This is a genomic window from Photobacterium sp. 2_MG-2023 (assembly GCF_030547675.1).
Taxonomy (GTDB): domain Bacteria; phylum Pseudomonadota; class Gammaproteobacteria; order Enterobacterales; family Vibrionaceae; genus Photobacterium; species Photobacterium arenosum.
On the sequence record NZ_JAUOQQ010000011.1, the window covers coordinates 36,794 to 57,825 of the forward strand.

The window sequence follows — 21,032 nt, forward strand, 5'->3', positions numbered from 1 at the left end:
CCCACTTAATTGAACGATTGAATATCTCAGTCGGCACTTTGTAATAAAGCACTGAAGCCCATAATGTAACCGAGTTCTTCTTTCTGAAAGGGGTCGAGACCGTACATAAAATGCACCCTCAGAAAAATATCCATGGTATTACTTTCCAGAGCAATCCATCCTTTAACGGTAAAATCGTTGCGTTTGTTACCACTTGAATCCAATTGTACATCCTGGCTATTTTCCGGCTCAGCGCTGGTTTGGTCTGACGTGGCCTCTACCGTTGTTGTATTGCTGCTATCAGGCGCAGTAGCTGATTCTGGATCTGAATGTGTCGTTTCATTGCTTTTGCCAGAGTCAGCGGAATCTGTCGGAGCTTCAGGTACAGGAATGTCCATTTGTCCTTGAGCGATCGTTAATGCCTGAATGTCACTGCTGATGCCAGCCGGATCATTCGTATAATCTGTAATGGTAATGGCCGCTGAAATAAATGTGCCATTATCACTATATTGCGGATTGCCGGTGATCTGAATGCCATTGTACGGAGCCTGAATGTTGGCTTTTTCTTTCCAGTCGCCAGACTGCCAGGTATGTGGAGCCGGGCTTGTTTGATTATCAGTCATAATAGTGTCTCTTCGCAGAAAAATGGATTGAAGCAGGTGTTACAGGCACAGCTGTAACACCTGGGTTATTCAGTCTTATTTGTTGATGTTTTCCAGATGGAATTCAAAAGGTGAGGCGGTTGGCCCTGAACCACCACCGGTCATAACAAGATCGGCACTTTGAATACCGAACAGGTTAATTTCAGTGTTGACTTGCTGGATAATCGCTGAATTCATCACTTCGCCTTCAACCACCTGTGAAACAACCCCGACGAAAATGCTTGGATGGAATTGGAAGACCCCTTTCTGACCCGGTGAAACATTGGTTTTAGCAGCCAGTAGCTTTCCGTCACGATAGATATTGGCATTAATCGAACCACTGCTCAGGTTATTACGTACTTCAACTTCTTGTTGAGATACGGCGGGTGTACTGGCAAGCCGCAGTACATCACCGGATGTATCTTTTACCATTTCATAGGCCTGCCCGTCGTAAGCTGTCATCTGTGGTGTGTAGTTACCGAAGGAATCACTTGCACAGACTTCGAATTTCAAAGGATAAACGAAAGGATGGTTATCATTACGCCCGCAGTTTTGGATAACACGCCAGGCAATGGCTATTTCGTCAAAACTCTCGGCGACATTTTTCTGGAAAATAACCACTTCGCTGTTGTTGACATCATTAGAGCGGTTAATGAAGTTTAAGTTGATTTGTGACTGTGACATGTTCTTTTCCTCATAGATTAACTGACGTTTGTGTTCGTTGATTTTGGTGCTTGAGTTGTTCAGGCACAGGTTAAAGATAACGGTATTTTCTACTATTAACCTTTGTTTAATACCTTAATTTCTTTCCGATATCATTATTTTTGATTTTTAATGTGATGAACTTTATTTTTAAAATAAGAAAGCCCATAAAATGGGCTTTCTGTTTGTGCGGGAGACGGATTGATTATGGCGCTGTACCTGTAACCTGATAGCTTGCAGCATTATCAAAGCTTTGATTCAGTGCTGATTGCACTTTTCTTAATACCCCCTGCTGGTTGGGCTGATCGTTAGTCATTGTTTCTTCAGAAACATTGACGTGAGCAACAGTGCTGTTACCATTCACACCATTGACCTGAACCTGAAGGTTATGAAAACGATAGTTACCTTGCATAAAGGTTCCCTGCATATCCAGACGCATGGTTTGGTTTTGGACAATCGTTCCTGCGTTGTTACGGTAGATATCTGCATAGGTCAGTTGTCCTATAACATTATAAACTGCTTCTTTCTGATTGTTATTAAACACATTAGGTGAGCCAGGGTATATATTGTTGATAGCTCCTGTTTGTTGTACGTTAACTGTCATGATAAAGCTCCTTCTCTGACGTTGTAGTAGATAGTTCTATATATTGTTCTTTGGTCCGGCCTTTACTTGGTCAAGAACAACTTAATGTTATGTCATGCTGATTTATTTTCCTTTCATGAAATCATCTATAACTTTGAGTTAAGCATGATTCATGGCCGTTTGAGCCAGAATTTAACTTTGCATAGAGGATTTAAATTGTTTTCTAAACTGGCTAGGGCAGTTATGGTAAATACGCTTAAATGCCGTTGAAAAATTATTTGAGTCCATGTATCCCACTTTTTCTGCGATCTGAACAATGTTGAGAGAGGATGTTTCCAGTAATTCTGCTGCTTTATGCATTCTCTGTTTTCTTAACCATTCAAAGACAGTCATACCTAAGTGATCCTTAAATACTTGATTGAGCTTGTTTCTGTTTGTTCCAAGTATCCGGCAAAGCGTTTCTAGCCTGACATCTTCTGATATCGCACCATTGAGGTGTTTTATGCATTTCTCAATTAAAATAAGTTGTGAATCCATGGAATCCCGGTTGTTGTTTATTTGTTCAGGTAGGGATTCATTACTTTGGTGTGTGTTGTTTGTTTTTTCATTGGAATGCAGTATATGCATTATTCTGTAGTTAATTTCTTTGCTAATGAATGGGCAGCTAATGTAATCAGTGATACCTATGTCAAATAATTGCTTCTTGTGATTGTATTCACTGTTAATGATTGCAATGAAGTCAGGTGGTGTTGTTTGTTGCAGTAGAAAGCGAATTGTTAGCGCATTTTTTGTGATCTTTATGAGTTCGAAATCATTGTTGATAGCATCAATGATGATCAAGTCAGGTGTGTCTCTAAATTGTAACTGTGATATGTTTTTTATGTTTTTATGAGAGAAAATAATATTTCCTTTAAATAAGTTCTCTTGCAATTCTATGGAGTAAGTTGGTTTTACACTCAGTACCCATGCCAATGAAAAGTATTTTTTTTACAGTTTGTTATAGTCATTTTGATATTCCTTTATTAATTTTCTTATATTGGCGTACTGTTAAGTAACGCTCTGACGTTGTATGTGTTAGCAATTTAATTACTGTCACAGTCGTAACTGTAAGAGAGTTCTCTCTATATTGCCTTTGAAAAAATCACTAACAGCTTTGTATTATGCACTAGGATTCTACTGTCTATAAGTTTGAGAGATTTATAAACATTGCGATTGGTATTTTCTTGTCTAATGATGGCTTATGGCAAGGCTGAGATAGATTTAATTGATGGCTGCTAACACCGATTAACGTGTCTGCTATAGAGGTAATAAGGAGTTTATTTAACATTTTAAATTGCAATATACAGCGTGATATCCTGCTTAAAAATGGTATGTTAACACATGTTATTGTTTAAGGTGAATTACTCGAACTTACGTTTTTTTTCGTGCCGATACGACTTTGCACTATAGCTGGATACCATGGTTTCAGAAACTGACTTACCTATGGAGGTTTTTAGCCCTTCCATTAACAATATTTCATCTGATCGATCTATATAGTCTGTGATGCCTTGTGCCAGCTCTTCAATGATCTTATCGGCCTGCCGAATTCTGAAACTTGTGGACTCTGCCAGTTTTAACAGATGGTGTTTATCCGGGAAGACTTTGCTGTTCGCCATTTTGAGTGCCATTTTATTGTCAATGGTGTCGTAAATCAGAGTGTGGGTGATATCAAAAGGCGGGGAGACAAATATGTGTTGCATGTCTTGTGTGTATTGCAATGCGAAGTTTTTCAGATGTGCATCACCGTTGCCGATCAGGCAGTTAAAGACAATGTACTTATACATTTTCTCCACCTCAGCCAAACTATTGGTGTACAGGTGGGTTGCTTTGAGCAGAGTTTCGTAGCTGCCGGTATATTTGGCGTCCGGGTTGTTGGGTTTTTTCAATAAGGTGGTGAAGTCCTCATATCCCAGTAACTGGTCATCTGGTTTGTCAAAACGTTCGACAATAAAGGTTTCCATATTGTCGGACAGATAGGTGGCTGGCGGCGCTAAGCCGCAATGGCGTGCCGCTTCCATACAGACATATTCATTGACCGTCAGTAACGGAAACTCCGCATCGAAAGATTTAACGATCAGATCTTTTTGTTCAACCGTTCGGCCTGTTTTGGGAATGCTGACCTTAGGCTGCACACCGGCCAGCGCATTGTGCAGGTAATATTTCTCGAGCAGTTGCGGAAACAAAGGCGTGCTACCCTGATAAGTCAGAATGTCAGTCAGGGATACCGAGTCGGCTTCCGGAAGCTGCAATTCGCTCTGGTAGCTGAGCATACCTATGCTGTGTTTGCCCTGCAGTGCGAGCAGATACATGTCATTGACTCGGGCATATCTTGCCAGTTTTTCAGCAATGAACCGGCGATTGAAGCCTTCGGGCAGATTCTGCGCGAAAATAGGTGTAATGCACCGGAGGAATAGCCATCCAGATTAGGCTTTGTCATGGTAAGAGAGACATGGCGCGGAGTTTGTATCGGCTGATAATGATGAACGAAACCATGTGTTAACACGCCTAATTCGTCTTCATCCAGGCGCACCGTTATCTTTTCTATTTTGGCGGGCAGGTGATCAAGAGCCATGCTCAGTCCTCATCAAACAGTGTGTCGATATCATCCCAGTCTGGCAACTGATGTTGCTTGGGTGATACTTGCAATTGCAAGTCAACGGCATCCAGGTAGCGCTCGAAAATGTCCAGGGAACCGGTAAAGCGGCCATTTTCAATTTCTGACAGGGTGGTTTTGTTAATGCCTGTCTGTTCTGCCATGGCTTTCTGTGTCGCGCCTCTGGCTTTTCTCGCTGCGGCTATTGCTTTACCTATGCTCTCTCTGTTGGCCATGTTGAAATCCTATTAGCTATATAGCAAACAGTGTAGTTGATTGTTTGTAAGTTATCTATATAGCTAACTTGCAAGTGAATGATTATGAAGTTAGCTATATGGCTAATATCAATGATGTGAGATACAAAAATTGTGGCTTGTTGTCAGATCAGACCCATGACCTGTAATTTCAGAAAGACTGCCAGTGTTTTGGCATCCTGGATCTCATTGCTGGCCACCTTTTGGATGAAAGCCTCAACGGTCATAGTCACGACTTCGAGGATTTCATCTGCATCAAGATCACCTTCAGCCGGCGAAAGCCCTTTAGCCAGAAAGACATGCTGAACCTCATCACAAAAACCGGGAACAGGCAGGAGTTCACCCAGAGCCAGCCACTCACTGGCGGCGAGTTGTGTTTCCTCCGCCAGCTCTCGCTTCGCGCAATATGCGATCTCTTCACCTTTTTCCAGAGTGCCAGCGGGAAATTCCAGAATCCAGCGTCCGATTGCTGGACGGTATTGGCGTAACAGAACCAGTTCCCCGTGCGCCGTGACAGGCACAATGACCACCGCGCCCGGATGGCGGACTGTGGTAAAAGTGATGTCGCGTCCATCCGGCAATTGGTGTGTCCCTTGTTCTACGGAAAAGCCTTTCCATTGGCACAGGGTCTGTGATTTCATATTGCCTCTATGTGTTTTCATAACTTAATGTGTCAGCCAGTGTAACACTGAAGGCTGGGCAGAGTGTTTATCGCTGCAATAATGCCGGGTATGGATTATAAAGAAATTCTCGATTTGTGGGCCACGAGCGAAGCGCCACAAGCCATGCGTCAGATGACGGTTGAAGATTCTCTGATATACTCAGCATCTGCAGCATAATGAAGAACTAAAAAACAAGGAGATTGTATGCGCGTACTGGTCACGGGCGGTATGGGGTATATTGGCAGTCATACCTGCGTACAAATGATAGAAGCGGGAATGACCCCAATCATTGTCGACAACCTGTATAACAGCAAGAAGACTGTGCTGGAGCGAATTGAAAAACTGACCGGCGTCAGACCGGCGTTTTTTGAAGGTGATATTCGTGATCGCGTATTTCTGGATAAAGTATTTCGTGAGAATGATGTTGAATCAGTGATTCACTTTGCAGGTCTGAAAGCTGTGGGTGAATCGGTTGCCAAGCCACTGGAATACTATGACAACAATGTTCACGGAACGCTTGTGTTGGTTGAAGCAATGCGTGAAGCCGGTGTGAACAGCATCATCTTCAGCTCTTCGGCCACAGTATACGGCGATCCGGCGAGTGTGCCGATTCTTGAATCTTTCCCGACCAGCGCGACCAACCCTTACGGCCGCAGTAAGCTGATGGTAGAAGAGTGCCTGACGGATATTCAGCATGCTCATCCTCAAATGAGCATCACACTGCTGCGATACTTTAACCCGGTAGGGGCGCATGAGTCTGGAGAAATGGGAGAAGATCCTCAGGGGATTCCCAACAACCTCATGCCTTTCATTGCTCAGGTCGCTGTGGGTCGTCGAGAGTTTTTGTCTGTGTTCGGCGATGATTACCCAACGGTTGATGGTACGGGTGTACGTGATTATATCCATGTTGTCGATCTGGCGGATGGCCATGTGGCAGCACTGACGCACAAAGGGAAAGAAGCCGGTCTGCATATTTATAATCTGGGAACTGGCAATGGTCTGAGCGTCTTACAAATGGTTGAAGCCTTTGCAAAAGCCTCAGAGAAAGCGGTGCCTTACCAGATTGCACCACGACGTCCCGGTGATATAGCAGAATGCTGGGCAGATCCAGGCAAAGCAAAGAAAGAATTGCATTGGGCAGCATCCCGTACTGTCGATCAAATGACGCAGGACACCTGGCGCTGGCAGTCGCAGAACCCGCAAGGCTACCCGGACAGCCACTGACAGTAGCGATATGTATTGCAAAAGCGGCCCGACACAGGCCGTTTTTTTATTGTCACCCCTAAACCACCGCCGAAGGCGGCTTTTTACTTGCGCAATACGATTAACTCACTGCTTTTCAATGCCTTTTCATCGTTAAGACACATAATCTTCATGAGTTTGTAAGATTTAGTGCATATGCTCCGCTCGTTAAACCTATTTGGATATGCGAAGAATAATAAGGAGCATACAATGTGGAAGCGTGATGAGCAGGACTCGCAACTAACTAACATGATTGAGGCGAGATTATCGCGCCGTCATTTCCTGACTGGAACCGCTGCTGCAGGTGCAGGGGCATTTCTGGCATTAAACCCGGTAGCCAACGCAGTGGCTGCTTCACCGACATCCTCCCTGCTGAATTTTGAAGCCGTACCCGCTTCTACCGCAGACACAGTAGTTGTACCAAAAGGCTATAAAGCAACTCCGCTGATGTCATGGGGCGATCCTATCTTTCCCGGTGCGCCTGAATTTGACCAAAGCGGAAAACAGGATTCACATGCACAAGAGCGCCAGTTCGGTGATAACACAGATGGCATGAGCTTTTTTGCAATAAGTGAAGATCGCGGCGTTCTGGCTATCAATAATGAATACACCAACTACGAGTATTTGTTTGATCACCAGGGCGACAACATGACGGCGGATGATGTGCGTAAGGCACAGGCAGCCATCGGTGTGACTATCGTTGAAGTCGTGCGCAAAAACGGACAGTGGGTTGTTGATCAGAGCGGTAAACGAAATCGCCGTATTACTGCGAATACACCTATGATGCTCACAGGGCCGGCCGCGGGTCATGAACTGATGAAAACCAAGGCGGATCCGGCAGGAATCAAACCATTGGGTACATTCAATAACTGTGCAAATGGCCTAACGCCCTGGGGAACGTATCTGACTTGTGAAGAAAACTTTGACGACTTCTTCGGCAGTGATGCAAAGGGGGATGTTAACGCGAATCAGGCCCGTTATGGCATTTCAGCGTCACCCAGTGATTACAAATGGCATCAGCATGATGAACGTTTTGATGTACTGAAAAATCCGAATGAAGCCAACCGCTTTGGTTGGATCGTCGAGATCGATCCAAATGATCCACAGTCAACGCCAATGAAGCGTACGGCATTAGGCCGTTTTAAACACGAAAATGCCGAATTGACGCTGAATAAAGATGGTCATGTTGTGGTGTATCTGGGCGATGATGAACGTGGTGAGCACCTGTACAAATTTGTTTCTAAGCACCGTTTTCAGCAAGGTAACGATGCCGCTAACCGCAAATTGCTGGAAGAAGGCACTTTGTATGTTGCCCAGTTCGGTATGAATGACGATCAGCTGAAAGGTCAGGGGAAGTGGCTCGAACTGACGTTCGGTAAGCATGGTTTAACACCGGAAAATGGGTTTAATGATCAGGCTGAAGTGCTGATTTTTGCTCGTCGGGCTGCCACTCAGGTAGGTGCAACTACTATGGATCGTCCTGAGTGGGTGGCTGTGCATCCGGACAATAAGCATGTGTTTTGTACACTGACAAATAATAAGAACCGTGGAAAAGAAGGGCAGCCCGTTGGGGGGCCGAATCCACGGGCTAAGAACAACTATGGTCAGATTTTGCGCTGGATGCCATTAAATGGCGATCACACCAGTGAAGGTTTTGTCTGGGATTTGTATCTGATTGCGGGCAATCCTTCGATTCATAATGGTGACTTGTACGCCGGCAGCGACAATATCAATGCCGGTAACATGTTTAACAGCCCGGATGGCATCGGGTTCGACAGCGCAGGCCGCTTGTGGATTCAGACTGACGGTAACTATTCGAACAAAGGCGATTTTGCCGGGCAGGGCAATAATCAGATGCTGTGCGGTGACCCTATGACGGGCGAAGTGCGCCGCTTCCTGACCGGACCGGTCGCTTGTGAAATTACAGGGCTGGCATTCTCGCCGGATAACAAAACCATGTTCGTGGGCGTTCAGCACCCAGGCGAAGAAGGTGCGCCATCGCATTTCCCTTACGGTGGTAACACCAAACCGCGTTCGACTATCATGATGATTACCCGGGAGGACGGGGGCGTGATTGGTGCCTGATGGCGCGTGATAGCGAAACATTAACAGCGTACTACTAACCAAAACGAAAATGGCCTCAATGATGACTGGGGCCATTTTGTTTCAGGCTTTACTGTCTTTGACTACGGTTTAACACAGTAGCGATGATCAGAATGTGTTGTACGGTGCTCTGTTATCTTGTCGTGGTTAATCAGGATAACTATGGTATAATCCGCCGCTAAATTTTCTTCCGGCTGTGAGCCAGGTCACAAGCAATCAGCGGGAAATTTTCTTGTTTTAGAGCGTTTTACCGGAGCAATACTTTGCACTTTAAAGATCTTGGTCTTGATCAGCGACTGTTGAAAAAATTGAATCATATGGCCTTCTCGCAGGCGACAGAAATCCAGCAGCAAGCCATTCCTGTTGCTATTGCTGGAAAAGATTTGCTGGCTTCCTCGAAAACCGGTTCCGGTAAAACTCTGGCATTTTTGCTGCCGGCCATGCAGCGCATGTACCGCGGTAAACCTTTTACCAAACGTGACCCGCGAGTGGTCATTCTGACGCCGACCCGTGAGCTGGCAAAGCAGGTTTATGCACAGCTACGCACCCTGAATGCCGGTACACCTTATGACAGCACGCTGATCGTAGGTGGTGAAAACTTTAATGATCAGGTAAAAGCGCTGCGCAATGACCCAATGTTTGTGGTGGCAACACCTGGCCGCTTAGCGGACCATCTGGAGCACCGCAGCACGCATCTGAACGGTCTGGAAATGCTGATCATGGATGAAGCGGATCGCATGCTGGATCTGGGCTTTGCGCCGGAGTTGCGTAAAATTCACCAGGCCGCTGATCACAGACGCCGTCAGACCCTGATGTTTTCCGCCACGCTAGATGATCCGGAAGTCATTGATATCGCATCTGAAATGCTGAATGAACCTAAGCGTATTGCTGTTGGTCATGCGGCACAGGATCATGGTGATATTGAGCAACGTTTTATCTTGTGCGATCACCTGGATCATAAGCAGGCTATTTTGGATCGCTTGCTGGAGCAGGAAAATTATGACCAGGTCATTATTTTTACCGCGACACGCGAAGACACAAACCGCCTGACTGAGTTGCTCAATGAACGCAAACTCAAAGCGGTGGCCCTGAGTGGTAATCTGAATCAAACGCAACGTAATAACATCATGAGCCAGTTTGAGCGTAATGTTCACAAGATTCTGGTGACGACGGATATTGCATCGCGTGGTTTGGATATCAGTAAAGTCTCACACGTTATTAACTTTGACATGCCCAAGCACGCTGAAGAATATGTTCACCGTATCGGACGAACTGGCCGGGCCGGTAACAAAGGTGATGCAGTGTCGCTGGTGGGGCCGAAAGACTGGAAAAGCTTTAAGAATGTGGAAGTTTTCCTGCAGAAACAAATCAGTTTCACCGCTCTGGAAGGGCTGGAAGGCAAGTTTAAAGGGCTGAAACCTGCACCTAAGAAAACCTATCAACCGAAGAAAAATACCAAGGCGAAACCTCAACAGGATAAAGCCAAAACGGCGTCTAAACCGAAGAAGAAGCTGGATAAACGCTTCTACGACAACATGGCCGTTGGGGATAATGTCTTTATGCCGAAGAAGAGAAAACCGGCAGAGCCGTCAGCAGATGACGAATAACTGAAGAAAAACAGGCCAGCTTTGCACTGGCCTGTTTTTTATGCGTTAACCATGCGGTTTTGACAGGTGTTGAACAAGGGCTCTCACAAACCGAGCGGCTTCGCCCCCTGTACAGGCCCTGTGATCAAAGGTCACTGACAATGGCATGGCTTTTACAGAAAGCGGTTTGTTATCTTTCATCACGAGTTTATCAATGAGCCGGCCAGCTCCCACTATGGCCACCTGTGGCGGAGTGACTACCGGCGTTGCATAAATGCCCGCAATCGCACCGAAGTTAGACAGTGTGATAGTGGCATGCTGAAATTCTTCCCGGCCAATTTTTCTGGCCCTGATACCTTCTGCTGTTTCGTTTATCCAGCGTCGGATGGCTTTGGGATTCAGACTGCCCGCATCCCTGAGTACCGGAACATACAGACCATGCGGACTGTCTACCGCGATACCGATGTTGACTTTATGGTGTACGCAGCGCGTCATGGTTTCGGCATCAAACCAGGCATTCAAAGCTGATTCCTGTTCACAGGCAGAGACAATGGCCTGAATAATACGGGTGGTGATGTCTTCGTCTTTCGGCCATTTGTCCAACAGTGCTTCTTCTGTGATGGTAACAGCGGCGACCTGCTGATGGGCTTCTGTCATGCTGCCGACCATAGTGCGGCGAGCACCTTTTAGCACTTCAGTGCCCGGCAGTTGCTGATCGCAGGCCCGGTAGACATCGGCTTCGACAATGACGCCATTGGGCCCGCTTCCGTTGATCTGCTTAAGGTTAACCCCCAGTTTCTGAGCCAACAGCCGGGCGGCAGGTAAGGCGCTGATATGTTCAGAGGATGGTTTTACCTGACTACCAACCCAGAACTCATCAACGCTGACGCTCTGTGCATGGTGGGAGACGTTGCCTACCACTGTGGCTGCATCGGCACGTTGTTTTTTTTCCGATTGGCTGGCTTCTTTGACATCGGTATCGGTAGAATTTGTTTCGTCGATCTCCAGCAGCAGACTGCCGATAGAGATGACATCACCTTCACTTCCGTGACGGCTTACAATGGTGCCACTGTATGGCGCAGGCACTTCAACAGTGGCTTTTGCAGTTTCAACGGTTAGCACGACCTGGTCGACTTCCACGGTATCACCGACACTGACATGCCATTCAATAATTTCAGATTCGGCGAGTCCTTCGCCCAGATCCGGCAAGGAAAACGTCTTCATTTCCACCCCTCCACAAGTTGTTTGGCCGCAATGACAATGTCGTCTTTATTAATCATGAAATACTCTTCATTGCGGTAATAAGGCATGACAGTATCCATACCTGTTACCCGAATTGGTGGCGCTTTTAACAGGCACATTGCTTTCTCAGAGACTTGCGCCAGTAATTCGGCACCGACACCGCAGGTTTTACTGGCTTCATGTACCACCAGTAATCGGCCGGTTTTTTCCAGCGAGGCAATAATGGTGTTGATGTCGATGGGTTTTATTGAGGCCAGATCAATGACTTCTGCTTCAATGCCCATTTTGGATAATTCGTTCACAGCGTCCAGGCTTTCGACAACGCAGGCTCCCCAGGTAACTAATGTCAAATCTCGTCCTTTTCGCAGTGTGAAGCAGGTATCCAGCGGAAGGGCTTCACCGTTGTCGATGACATCAGATTTCACCGTCCGGTAGATGCGTTTGGGTTCGAAGAACATAACAGGGTCATTGCTGCGGATAGCCGCGAGCAACAGGCCATAGGCACGTTTCGGCGATGAAGGGATAACCACTTTCAAACCCGGAGTATGGGCAAAGATCGCTTCAACACTTTCGGAGTGGTGCTCCGGGGCATGAATTCCCCCTCCGAAGGGAGCGCGGAAAACGGCAGGGCAGGTGAGTCGCCCCCGGGTGCGGTTACGCCAGCGAGCCGCATGACAGATCAGATGTTCAAGTGCAGGGAAGACAAAACCCTGAAATTGAAATTCAGCGACCGGGCGAAGCCCCTGACTTGCCATTCCTATGGTGACACCGCCAATCAGAGATTCAGCTAACGGTGTGTCTATCACACGCTTCAAACCGAATTCTTGCTTCAGGCCAACAGTGGCACGAAATACACCGCCGTTATCACCCACATCTTCACCCAGTATGACCACATTAGGATCTCTGGCCATTTCGTGATGCAGAGCGAGGTTGACGGCTTCCAGCATGGTAATCTCAGCCATGGCGGCCTCCCTGCATGCGCATTGCTTTATTGATAATGGCATCCCGCTGGGGATGCATGTCATCAGTTGGTTGTTCATACAGATAATCGAAAGCTGCCTCTGGGGGCTGAGGAGCAATGGCAAGATAGCGCTCTACTGCTTCTTCCACGACTTTACGGCAGTGAGCCAGCCAGTGTTTTTCATCGTCTTCAGACCAGGCGCTTTGCGACATGAGAAACGCTTTCAGGCGTTTTACTGGTTCATACTGCCAGGCTTGCTGCAGCTCATCTTCACTCCGGTAACGGCTGGCATCATCAGCAGTTGTGTGATCACCTAAGCGATAACTGACGGCTTCAATTAAGGTGGCACCTTTGCCTTTTCGCGCTCGGTCCAGACTTTTTATAATGATGTCATACATGGCAATGATGTCATTACCGTCGACGGTTATGCCGGGCATGCCTGCGCCTTTGGCTTTATCGGACAAAAATTCGGCGCCGCACTGCAACTTGCGGGGCACAGAGATCGCCCACTGGTTATTGTTAATGACAAAAACTAACGGGATGTTCCAGGCGCCCGCGCAATTGATGGATTCCAAGAAATCACCTTTAGAGGTTGCGCCATCACCACAGGTGACGAGCGCAGCATGATGGCCTCCCTGGATTTTCAGTGCAGCTGCAACGCCTACGGCATGCGTGCATTGCGTGGCAATCGGCACACAAAAAGGAAGATCACGACAGGGCTGATCGTTAAACGCAAAATCGCTGCCTCGCTCGTCACCGCCCCAGTATTGGAGATTTTTTTCCATTGCTATTCCGCGCGCCCACATTGCAGGCATGTCTCGGTAGTAAGGCACAAAGACATCGTCTTGCCTGAGGGCGCGACCAACAGCAATACCTATGGCCTCGGATCCTAAATGGGATGGGTAGGTCCCAAGTTTACCTGTACGCTGAAGCGCGACAGCTTTGTTGTCATAAACTCTGGTTAGCACCATGTCACGGTAAAAGCCTTGCAGCGTTTGGATATCCGCCCATGCTGGCAGAGGCGAGAGTAACTGCCCCTGATAATCCAAGTAGCGGTGCATGCTTGTGGCTTGAACATTCATATCAAGCTCCTTCTGTCACTGCCCGAAACCATTAGGGCAGAAAAGTCACTATTGTTAATTGTGTATTGCTAACCCTGGCTATCCCCTTCATCCTTGGTGTTGCAATTAGTTTCGCTTCAACCTGGCATTTTTGGGTATAGTAGGTGCTTTACATACATGGAGTGGCGAACACTTCTAATTGTAATCAAAGTGTTAAAAAATGCGCTGGTAGCACATTGCTAACTTAGTAAAGAATTCGGTACAGCAGGTGATTTACCAGTGTTAAATGCTGTATTTTGATGAGTGTTAGGGAGATGTTTGGATGAAGTTGATTGGAATTGCCAGACGCAAAGCGTCACGTGCTGTTATGGAAGAATTAAATCAAGTCAATGTAACCTGTGAAAGCGGTGTAGAAGATGACTTTCGTGGTAAACCCGGTAAGCGACAAGTGACAGTATTGTCCCTTGATTCCTGGCAAGATGCCTGTGATGAAGTGGGGGAGACATTGCCCTGGACCATTCGTCGAGCCAATCTGCTGGTGGAAGGGGTACGTTTTTCTGAGCGCAATGTCGGCGACATCATCGCGATTGGCAGCTTGCAGCTTCAGATTACAAGAGAAACCGATCCCTGCCCCCGTATGGATGAGCAATTTCAGGGAATGACTCAGGCACTCAGGTCGGAATGGCGTGGCGGAGTATGCTGCCGTGTGTTGTCTGACGGAGATATTCAACTGGGAAACAGTGTTCAGCTTGTCACACAGGTTGAGTCCTAAGTTTCTCAGTCCAGTTTTCTCAATAGATAACAAGGTGTCTCAGTGCTAAGAAATCGCGGTCTTTGCACGTGTTGAAAAAGGTATTTCACGCATACTTTTCTATATATTGAAGGGCAGCATTCTGCTGACGCTGCCCGGATTCAGGAACGGGAAGTGTGTAAAATGAAGTTGTATTTTATTGTCTTTATTGCCTGCTTTACTGCATCTGCCTGCTCTTCTCAACGTGGCAGCGATAATGTCTATGCCCAGCAAGAGAGATATGTGCAGCAGGCATGTTACAGCCATTCAGCAATAGACAGCTATGCTGAGAACTTCAACATATTTCTGACTGAGCGCAAAAAGGAATTGAAAGTTCTTCGCCCAGAGTTGAGTTCGGAGAATTACCAGCAGTTGGATACAGCGTTGAATCATTTTGCCGACTATTGGAAAACGCTGAACGATGAGAGGGATCTTGCGTGTGAAGAGCAGGCTGCCTGCGAGTTCATGCAGCTGAAATCGCCCCAGATAAAAATAGTCGATTCTGAAATGTGTGATGGTTCAGAGTTCATGTACAGTGTCAGCCGAGCCAAGATCATCTCATTTTTTAGTGATATTGAACGGCTCCAGTTACAGCGCACTGATTTTTGAATTTGACGGCAGAAGCAGCGACTTGTCCCACTCTGTGATATCGAGTTAAGTTAACGGGGCTGCCACTTGCCGTTATCCTGGTTTTTTATAAGTTGTGGTATACTGGCGAAAATTTGTATCAGACGGCCTGTCTGAATAACAAAGAACAGGCTGGGGAAATAGGGAAAACATGCCAAGTTTTACTGTGAGCTGTCCGCATTGTCACAAGGCAGTGTCTCTGCAGACCACGTCATTATCCAATACCGTTTCTTGTGTACATTGTTCTAAAGCCGTATTGGATGGCAGCCCGGTTGAGGCAGACAGTAATAACTTTGCTATGCTGATTCAAAGTCCCAAACCTGTGATAGTGACGTTTTGGGGTAATAATTGTGCTCCCTGTCAGGCTTTTAAGCCAGTGGTTGAGCAAGTTGCTAAACAGAAAAAGCAATACCGTTTTGTCAGGGTGAATGTTAATCAGCATCCGGATCTGGCAAAGCGCTACAGAGTAAGAGGTGTTCCGACTGTTCTGGTTTTCAGAAAAGGGCGCCAACAGGCGACCTTGAACACCGCATTACGAAAACCTGCGTTTTTGCAATGGCTTGAAGATACACTCGACTGAGTGCCGGCCACCAAAGCGAGTTTCGCAGGTTCATTAAATCGTCATGCTTCAATGGTTGACTGGCTATAGGTCAACAGTTTAAAGCTGATACTAATATCAACACTTTGGGAAAAATGAGGAGGAATTTATGGCTATCAGCCGTAAAATTAGTAAGGAACGTCTGGCACTGAAAATGTCTCTTGCCGGTACGGTCCTGCTTGCCACTATGGGTATAGGTTATGGGCTGTATGTGGGATCTAGTGCGATTCTGCTCGACGGTATGTTCTCTTTTCTGAGTATGGGTATGACAGGCCTGAGTCTGTATACCGCCTACCTGGTCTCAAGACCGGACGATAACCACTTTCAGTTTGGTTACGCCCACATCGAACCTTTGATCAATGTCGTCAATGGCTTGCTCATCTTGGTAACCTGTCTGTTTGCATTCGCTAGTGGTGTGCAAACCATTGTCAACGGTGGCCATGAAGTTGTGCTGGAGCATGCAATGGTATACGCAGTGTTGTCTACCATCAGCTGTTTTGGCATCTATTTCACGGAAACTCACATTGCCCGTAAGGTAGACTCGGAACTTGCTCGGGTCGACTCACAGGAATGGTTGGTCGATGGCATCTTGAGTGCTGCAATTTTAGTTGGTTTCATGCTGGTAATGGTGTTCGACAAAATAGGCTATTCGCATTGGAATGCTTATGTCGATCCCATTCTGGTGTCTGCAATGGCGATTGCTGCGTCGGTTCTGCCGATTAAGGTATTACGCCGTAACTTGCGTGAGGTGCTATTGGTTGCTCCTCATGACCAGGTGCAGAACCGGGTGGATAGTGTGATTGAAGATCTGTCTAAACAGTACAACTTCGATGACTATACTCACCATTTCGCTAAAACAGGCCGTCAGTACGATCTGGAAATCAACATCCTTGTAAAAGACGATAAATACTGGACTACAAAACGTCAGGATAAGATTCGTCAATTATTGTGGGATAAATTGAAAGGCGAGCTGGGTGATACATGGCTGTCTGTCACATTTACCGGTCAAAAACGCTGGCTGTAATGCGTCAGGCAGAGAGCTGAATGAAATGCGGCCCGTGCGGGCCGCATTTTTTATTAGTTAAACTTATATCAAGTTCAAAGAATCGTAAGGCAAATTTTGCTGGAAATTTGTGCAAATAAAGCGCAGAATACGCGTGGCTAAAAACTAGTCGCCGGGATGTTATAGCAAACTTTCAGTTGGAAAGCCGGATTTGAACCTTTTTCTCAGTATGCTATTGATACTGAGTCCCTTTCGGATATGCTGCCTGAACTGATAACCGCCAAACCGGAGACGGAAAAACTACTTTTATGTAGATTTTAGCTGCTCTGTTTATTTTTTCTTGGCTGGTCGTTTAAGACTGCAGTGATTATCTGAATTTGGGGAAAGTTATGTTCGAGACACTACTGGTAATGGCGTTTATTGTTGGCGGGATTGTGGTTGTATTAAAAGAAAAGAAAACCTGCAAGAACATTAACTACTCCAGTAAATCACTGTAAGTTAGCACAAAGATTCACTCGCGCATGGCGGCTTAAGCACGCCTACTTACACATCAATCCCTGAGCACTGCTCGGGGATTTTTTTTACACATTATAAGGCATTAAAGCAGGCAATTAACTGTACGAAAATTCATCTGTCAGGTTGCAAATGTTTGTCAGTGAGAAGCTCTGGGCTGGTAAGTGTGGGCATGCAGACCAAAAGTGAAACACTGGAGTTTATGTAATGAAGTGTTTTCGATATTATTGCCATGAATGCAAACTTTTACTTTTCATAAACATCAAGGATAAGTCGAGATGGCAGCTAGTTCTCGAAAAACAACAAAGGGAGAGCTTACCCGACAAAAAATCATTGAAGCAACATTGGATTTGATTGCGACTACAGGCTTAAACAGTTTGTCACACCGGAATATTGCCAATGCTGCTCAGGTTCGGTTATCACTTACCAGTTATTACTTTGAAAGCATGGATCATTTGATTCTGAGCGCATTTGAAGAGTTTGCCCAGCGAGAAGTGAAACAGATTGAATGGATTCAGGAACAGGTGGACACGATACTCAGGGAATACCTGATAAAGGGAGCTTCCGGGGATCGTGAGTCATGTGTTCTGAAACTAACCGAATTGTTAACACAGTACATTTCGACGGAGCTGACGGACGAAACGCGCAGAAAACAGCTGACAATTCGCTGCCATTTCCTGTTTGCTCTCGGGCAGTCTGAGATGCTGGTCAAGCGAGTCAGTGAGTATAAATTACAAGTGCTGGACCTGATCAAAAAGACGGCTGAATTGATTGGCAGTCCGAATCCGGAAATTGATGCCAATCTGGTCATTTTCACCTTCAGGGAGTTTGAGTTTGCTTTGGTCAGTGGTGATCAAAACTTCAATCAGGAAATTGTTTCTAAAACCCTAAAGCGATTATTGTCGACACTTATTGCTACTGAATAACCCAAGCTTTTGAACTGATTTTTTCATTTCCTTTCCCTTCTTCTTTTTCGTAGCTAGAGCGATAACAGCCGCTGTGTGTGACGACACAGCGGTTTTTTCGCTGAACTCCGCATTTTCACTGGCTTCATCAATCAGAATTGTTTGAATCATAGTCACATCTCATTGAGATGTTTTTGTGATCAATCAGCACATATTCAAAATAATCGGACGTATGACCTATTATGTATGGACGTTCAGCTTTGATTCAGTTAACCTCATTTCGAAACAAAATAATAACGAAGTGTTAACAATATTGTTGAGAACTTCGAAGATGAAACGACAACGGATGTCTCGTCTCACTGAATTAGATAGCAGGGTTGTTGCTAACCGTTTTTGCTCATGACTGCCTTAAGAGCAGTTCAAGCAGGTTAGCAATAGGGGGAATAACCCTTGTTATCACACTGTGGTGAGCACGGGTTCACATGTAGAGGTATTCGAACAATGAAGCTGAAGTATCAATCAATACTCATCGCAATTTTGTCAGCAACGAGCTTTTATTCTCATGGTGCGGCCTATGAGTTTGGACGCTATAGCTACAGTAATTTGTACAGCCCCGATGATAAGGTGGCGGCGTCGTATTCCTATTTTAACTATGACATTCAGGGTAACCACCCTACCTTTGGTAGCACTGGTGATATCTTCAACGATACTCACTATGTCCAGGGTGCAGTAAATTACTTTTTTACTGATAACTTTTCAGGAAATGCGCAGTATTATCTTTCAAATAATATTGATACTCAGCACACGAGCGGTTTTTGGCAAGGCTCTAGCGCTAATGTAAAAACCCGGACCGTAGCCTTAACGGGCAAGTACCAAACTACCCCTTCATTTTCAGCTTTTGCTGGCCCTACCATCAATCAAACTGAAATTAATGCGAAGTTTAACACCAACATGAATGGTGGTTTTGGTGGTTTAGATTTGGATCTGGGTGATGACATAGGTTTCGGTTATACAGTGGGTGCGTCTTACCACATCCCTAAAATCGCGTTACGCGCTACTGTAGCGTATCAGTCTGCGGTTAAGCACTCGTTTGATACGACCGAATCCGGTGCCTTAATTGTGAATAAAACAGGGGGGAAGGCAAGCTCAGTATCAAGCCAGGCGGAAATTGAACTACCAGAAACCATAGATTTTGATTTCCAGACGGGGGTTGCCGAGAATACATTACTGACTTTTTCTGCTCACTGGCGCAGATGGAGCGAGCATGTGATAAAAACCCAGGTGCGCGGAGAAGTCGTTACCTTTGATCGCGACAGTGTCACTTATGCGCTGGGACTGGCTCGCCAGTTTACGCCATCCTTTGGTGGTGGCATCGAACTGAATTATGCCGAAGGAGCCGGTGAGGGTAATCTGAATCCTCTGGCGCCAGGAAACGGTGCGAAGGGTGTGCAGGTAGGAGGAAAGTATTCCTTTGGCAACACCTCGTTGTTTGGGGCTGCTCAGTACAAAATGGTCAAAGACGGAAAAGATGTCTCAGGGACGATTTACGAAGATAACAGCCTTTATGGCCTGACTGTCGGGGTTGAACACAAGTTTTAACTCAGCGGCATGTCCTGTCGCGATAACAACGCCCGGTCTTCCGGGCGTTTGTGTTCAGGTAAGCGGAATGGGATACCAAACAGTTAAAAAATGCACTAGTGCGTTTTTTCCTGCCATTGTTGTTGCAGTCGGCGAATGGCTTCAGAGCGCTGTTTCCATTCAGCCGTTCTCACCATTTCTGCATACTGTGCAAATGGCTTTTTGAGTAAGCTATTAAGCACGGGAGCCTGCGTTTGCGGCAATGCTTCAAGTGCCTCGATTGCTCCGCTGCGGTTGTTACATAACATCACCATATCGCAGCCGGCTTGCAGAGAAGCAACAGCACGATCGCCGTAGGAGCCCAGTACATCGGCACCTTTCATATTGAGATCATCTGAAAAGACAACCCCTTTAAAATTAAGCTGTTGCCGAAGTACGTTCTTTAACCAGTATTCAGAGCCGCTGGCGGGCTTATCGTCGTAGGAAGGATAAATCACATGGGCTGGCATCATGGCATCCAGTAATTGTTCCTCGATCAATGCTTTAAATACCGACATATCACGAGCGGCAATATCAGTGCGTTCATCAACAGGGGTTTCATGATGTGAGTCTGCGATAACGCCACCGTGTCCGGGGAAATGTTTACCTGTTGCCGCCATTCCCGCCTCTTTCATACCGCGTATGAACTCACTGGCAAATTGAATGATTTGTTCGGGCTGATCTGAAAACGCACGGTCTCCAATGGCTTTACAGTCAAAGCCGATATCCAATACAGGTGCCAGGCTGAGATCGATATCCATAGCCAGTAATTCTGCAGCCATCAACCAGCCCCCCTGACGGGCAAGGTTGGCACCATTGTCGGCCGCTGCATATGCCCGGGCAGGAGGCAGTAAAGTAAAACCCTCACGAAAGCGTTGGACTCGTCCGCCTTCCTGATCCACCGCAATGATCAAAGGACGTTTTGCTGCCTGACGAATGGATTGTGTCAGAGCAAACAGTTGCTCTCTGTCGTGGTAGTTGCGGGCGAAAAAAATGACTCCGCCTACTGTGGGGTGTTGAAGAATTTCACGCTCTTCGGCATCAAGTTCGAAACCTGACACATCTAGCATTAAAGGCCCCATGGTGGCACTCCGTTTTGACTGCATCTCAGAAGAAACATAGGTTTTAGAAAGCATTAAGTTATCACAAGCTGATCAGACTCAAAACAGCATTTTGCTGATTGAATCTGGCGTCAGTTAGCTGATTACTGTGTCATTGTTCACTGTATAAAACATTGCGTTTCATTTATTTCATTTAATATGTGATTTTAATCAATTTATTGAACGGGCAGAGTGATTAGACTTCTTCCTTCATTGCATCGAAGATATCAC

General features: G+C 46.2%; 21 protein-coding genes. 9 read left to right on the forward strand and 12 right to left on the reverse strand.

The features are described from left to right. Positions 1 to 26: 26 nt before the first annotated feature. From Q4491_RS10690 to Q4491_RS10725, 8 genes are all read right to left on the reverse strand, one after another. Complete coding sequence (locus Q4491_RS10690) at positions 27 to 602, reverse strand: hypothetical protein (RefSeq protein WP_192013664.1); 576 nt, start codon at positions 600 to 602, stop codon at positions 27 to 29. Between the two features lie 75 nt (positions 603 to 677). Continuing rightward, positions 678 to 1,304, reverse strand: a complete 627-nt coding sequence (locus Q4491_RS10695) for a hypothetical protein (protein ID WP_120513075.1) — start codon at positions 1,302 to 1,304, stop codon at positions 678 to 680. Between the two features lie 223 nt (positions 1,305 to 1,527). Next, positions 1,528 to 1,926: a hypothetical protein gene (locus tag Q4491_RS10700; protein ID WP_192013665.1), complete on the reverse strand. Its 399-nt coding sequence runs from the start codon at positions 1,924 to 1,926 to the stop codon at positions 1,528 to 1,530. A gap of 171 nt (positions 1,927 to 2,097) precedes the next feature. Further along, on the reverse strand, positions 2,098 to 2,877 hold the full coding sequence (locus Q4491_RS10705) for an AraC family transcriptional regulator (protein WP_192013667.1): 780 nt from the start codon (positions 2,875 to 2,877) through the stop codon (positions 2,098 to 2,100). Positions 2,878 to 3,305: 428 nt separating this feature from the next. Continuing rightward, on the reverse strand, positions 3,306 to 4,334 hold the full coding sequence (locus Q4491_RS10710) for a type II toxin-antitoxin system HipA family toxin (protein ID WP_368393482.1): 1,029 nt from the start codon (positions 4,332 to 4,334) through the stop codon (positions 3,306 to 3,308). Beyond that, positions 4,217 to 4,516, reverse strand: a complete 300-nt coding sequence (locus tag Q4491_RS10715) for a hypothetical protein (RefSeq protein ID WP_303457400.1) — start codon at positions 4,514 to 4,516, stop codon at positions 4,217 to 4,219. The genes Q4491_RS10710 and Q4491_RS10715 overlap by 118 nt, the downstream gene beginning before the upstream one ends. Before the next feature lie 2 nt (positions 4,517 to 4,518). Next, positions 4,519 to 4,773, reverse strand: coding sequence for a helix-turn-helix transcriptional regulator (locus Q4491_RS10720; protein WP_303457402.1), 255 nt, complete (start codon positions 4,771 to 4,773; stop codon positions 4,519 to 4,521). A 143-nt stretch (positions 4,774 to 4,916) separates the two neighbouring features. Then, positions 4,917 to 5,432, reverse strand: coding sequence for an NUDIX hydrolase (locus Q4491_RS10725; RefSeq protein WP_303457434.1), 516 nt, complete (start codon positions 5,430 to 5,432; stop codon positions 4,917 to 4,919). A 225-nt stretch (positions 5,433 to 5,657) separates the two neighbouring features. Between Q4491_RS10725 and galE the strand changes: the two genes are divergently transcribed. From galE to Q4491_RS10740, 3 genes are all read left to right on the forward strand, one after another. Next, positions 5,658 to 6,677, forward strand: coding sequence for a UDP-glucose 4-epimerase GalE (galE, locus tag Q4491_RS10730; RefSeq protein ID WP_192013675.1), 1,020 nt, complete (start codon positions 5,658 to 5,660; stop codon positions 6,675 to 6,677). 228 nt (positions 6,678 to 6,905) lie between these two features. Beyond that, positions 6,906 to 8,780 (forward strand): PhoX family phosphatase, encoded by a 1,875-nt coding sequence (locus tag Q4491_RS10735; RefSeq protein WP_303457436.1) that lies wholly within the window; start codon positions 6,906 to 6,908, stop codon positions 8,778 to 8,780. 335 nt (positions 8,781 to 9,115) lie between these two features. After that, positions 9,116 to 10,405 carry a DEAD/DEAH box helicase gene (locus Q4491_RS10740; RefSeq protein WP_192014519.1) on the forward strand — a complete coding sequence of 430 codons (1,290 nt, stop codon included), beginning with the start codon at positions 9,116 to 9,118 and terminating at the stop codon, positions 10,403 to 10,405. Positions 10,406 to 10,450: 45 nt separating this feature from the next. Here Q4491_RS10740 and Q4491_RS10745 read toward each other — a convergent pair whose 3' ends face one another. Genes Q4491_RS10745 through pdhA form a run of 3 tightly spaced genes read right to left on the reverse strand, consistent with a single transcriptional unit; the run spans position 10,451 to position 13,669 of the window. Next, positions 10,451 to 11,608, reverse strand: a complete 1,158-nt coding sequence (locus tag Q4491_RS10745) for a dihydrolipoamide acetyltransferase family protein (protein ID WP_192013679.1) — start codon at positions 11,606 to 11,608, stop codon at positions 10,451 to 10,453. After that, on the reverse strand, positions 11,605 to 12,588 hold the full coding sequence (locus tag Q4491_RS10750) for an alpha-ketoacid dehydrogenase subunit beta (protein WP_192013681.1): 984 nt from the start codon (positions 12,586 to 12,588) through the stop codon (positions 11,605 to 11,607). The genes Q4491_RS10745 and Q4491_RS10750 overlap by 4 nt, the downstream gene beginning before the upstream one ends. Further along, entirely contained in the window at positions 12,581 to 13,669 is a 1,089-nt protein-coding gene (gene pdhA, locus Q4491_RS10755; RefSeq protein WP_303457439.1) for a pyruvate dehydrogenase (acetyl-transferring) E1 component subunit alpha, read from the reverse strand. Before pdhA ends, Q4491_RS10750 begins: the two co-directional genes overlap by 8 nt. A gap of 301 nt (positions 13,670 to 13,970) precedes the next feature. Here pdhA and Q4491_RS10760 point away from each other — a divergent pair, with 301 nt between their 5' ends. From Q4491_RS10760 to Q4491_RS10785, 6 genes are all read left to right on the forward strand, one after another. Next, a complete protein-coding gene (locus Q4491_RS10760; protein ID WP_192013685.1) occupies positions 13,971 to 14,420 on the forward strand; it encodes an MOSC domain-containing protein in 450 nt (149 codons plus the stop codon). 162 nt (positions 14,421 to 14,582) lie between these two features. Further along, entirely contained in the window at positions 14,583 to 15,047 is a 465-nt protein-coding gene (locus Q4491_RS10765) for a hypothetical protein (RefSeq protein WP_192013687.1), read from the forward strand. A 169-nt stretch (positions 15,048 to 15,216) separates the two neighbouring features. Next, positions 15,217 to 15,645, forward strand: coding sequence for a thioredoxin TrxC (gene trxC, locus Q4491_RS10770; RefSeq protein WP_303457444.1), 429 nt, complete (start codon positions 15,217 to 15,219; stop codon positions 15,643 to 15,645). A gap of 127 nt (positions 15,646 to 15,772) precedes the next feature. After that, positions 15,773 to 16,687, forward strand: coding sequence for a cation diffusion facilitator family transporter (locus Q4491_RS10775; protein ID WP_303457445.1), 915 nt, complete (start codon positions 15,773 to 15,775; stop codon positions 16,685 to 16,687). A 770-nt stretch (positions 16,688 to 17,457) separates the two neighbouring features. Next, positions 17,458 to 18,105: a TetR/AcrR family transcriptional regulator gene (locus Q4491_RS10780; protein ID WP_303457446.1), complete on the forward strand. Its 648-nt coding sequence runs from the start codon at positions 17,458 to 17,460 to the stop codon at positions 18,103 to 18,105. 480 nt (positions 18,106 to 18,585) lie between these two features. Then, positions 18,586 to 19,683, forward strand: a complete 1,098-nt coding sequence (locus Q4491_RS10785; protein ID WP_303457447.1) for an outer membrane protein transport protein — start codon at positions 18,586 to 18,588, stop codon at positions 19,681 to 19,683. A gap of 95 nt (positions 19,684 to 19,778) precedes the next feature. Here the strand turns inward: Q4491_RS10785 and nagZ are convergent, their stop codons facing one another. Beyond that, the gene (gene nagZ, locus Q4491_RS10790) at positions 19,779 to 20,783 is read right to left on the reverse strand and encodes a beta-N-acetylhexosaminidase (protein WP_303457448.1); all 1,005 of its coding nucleotides are present in this window, start codon (positions 20,781 to 20,783) and stop codon (positions 19,779 to 19,781) included. Positions 20,784 to 21,032: the final 249 nt, after the last annotated feature.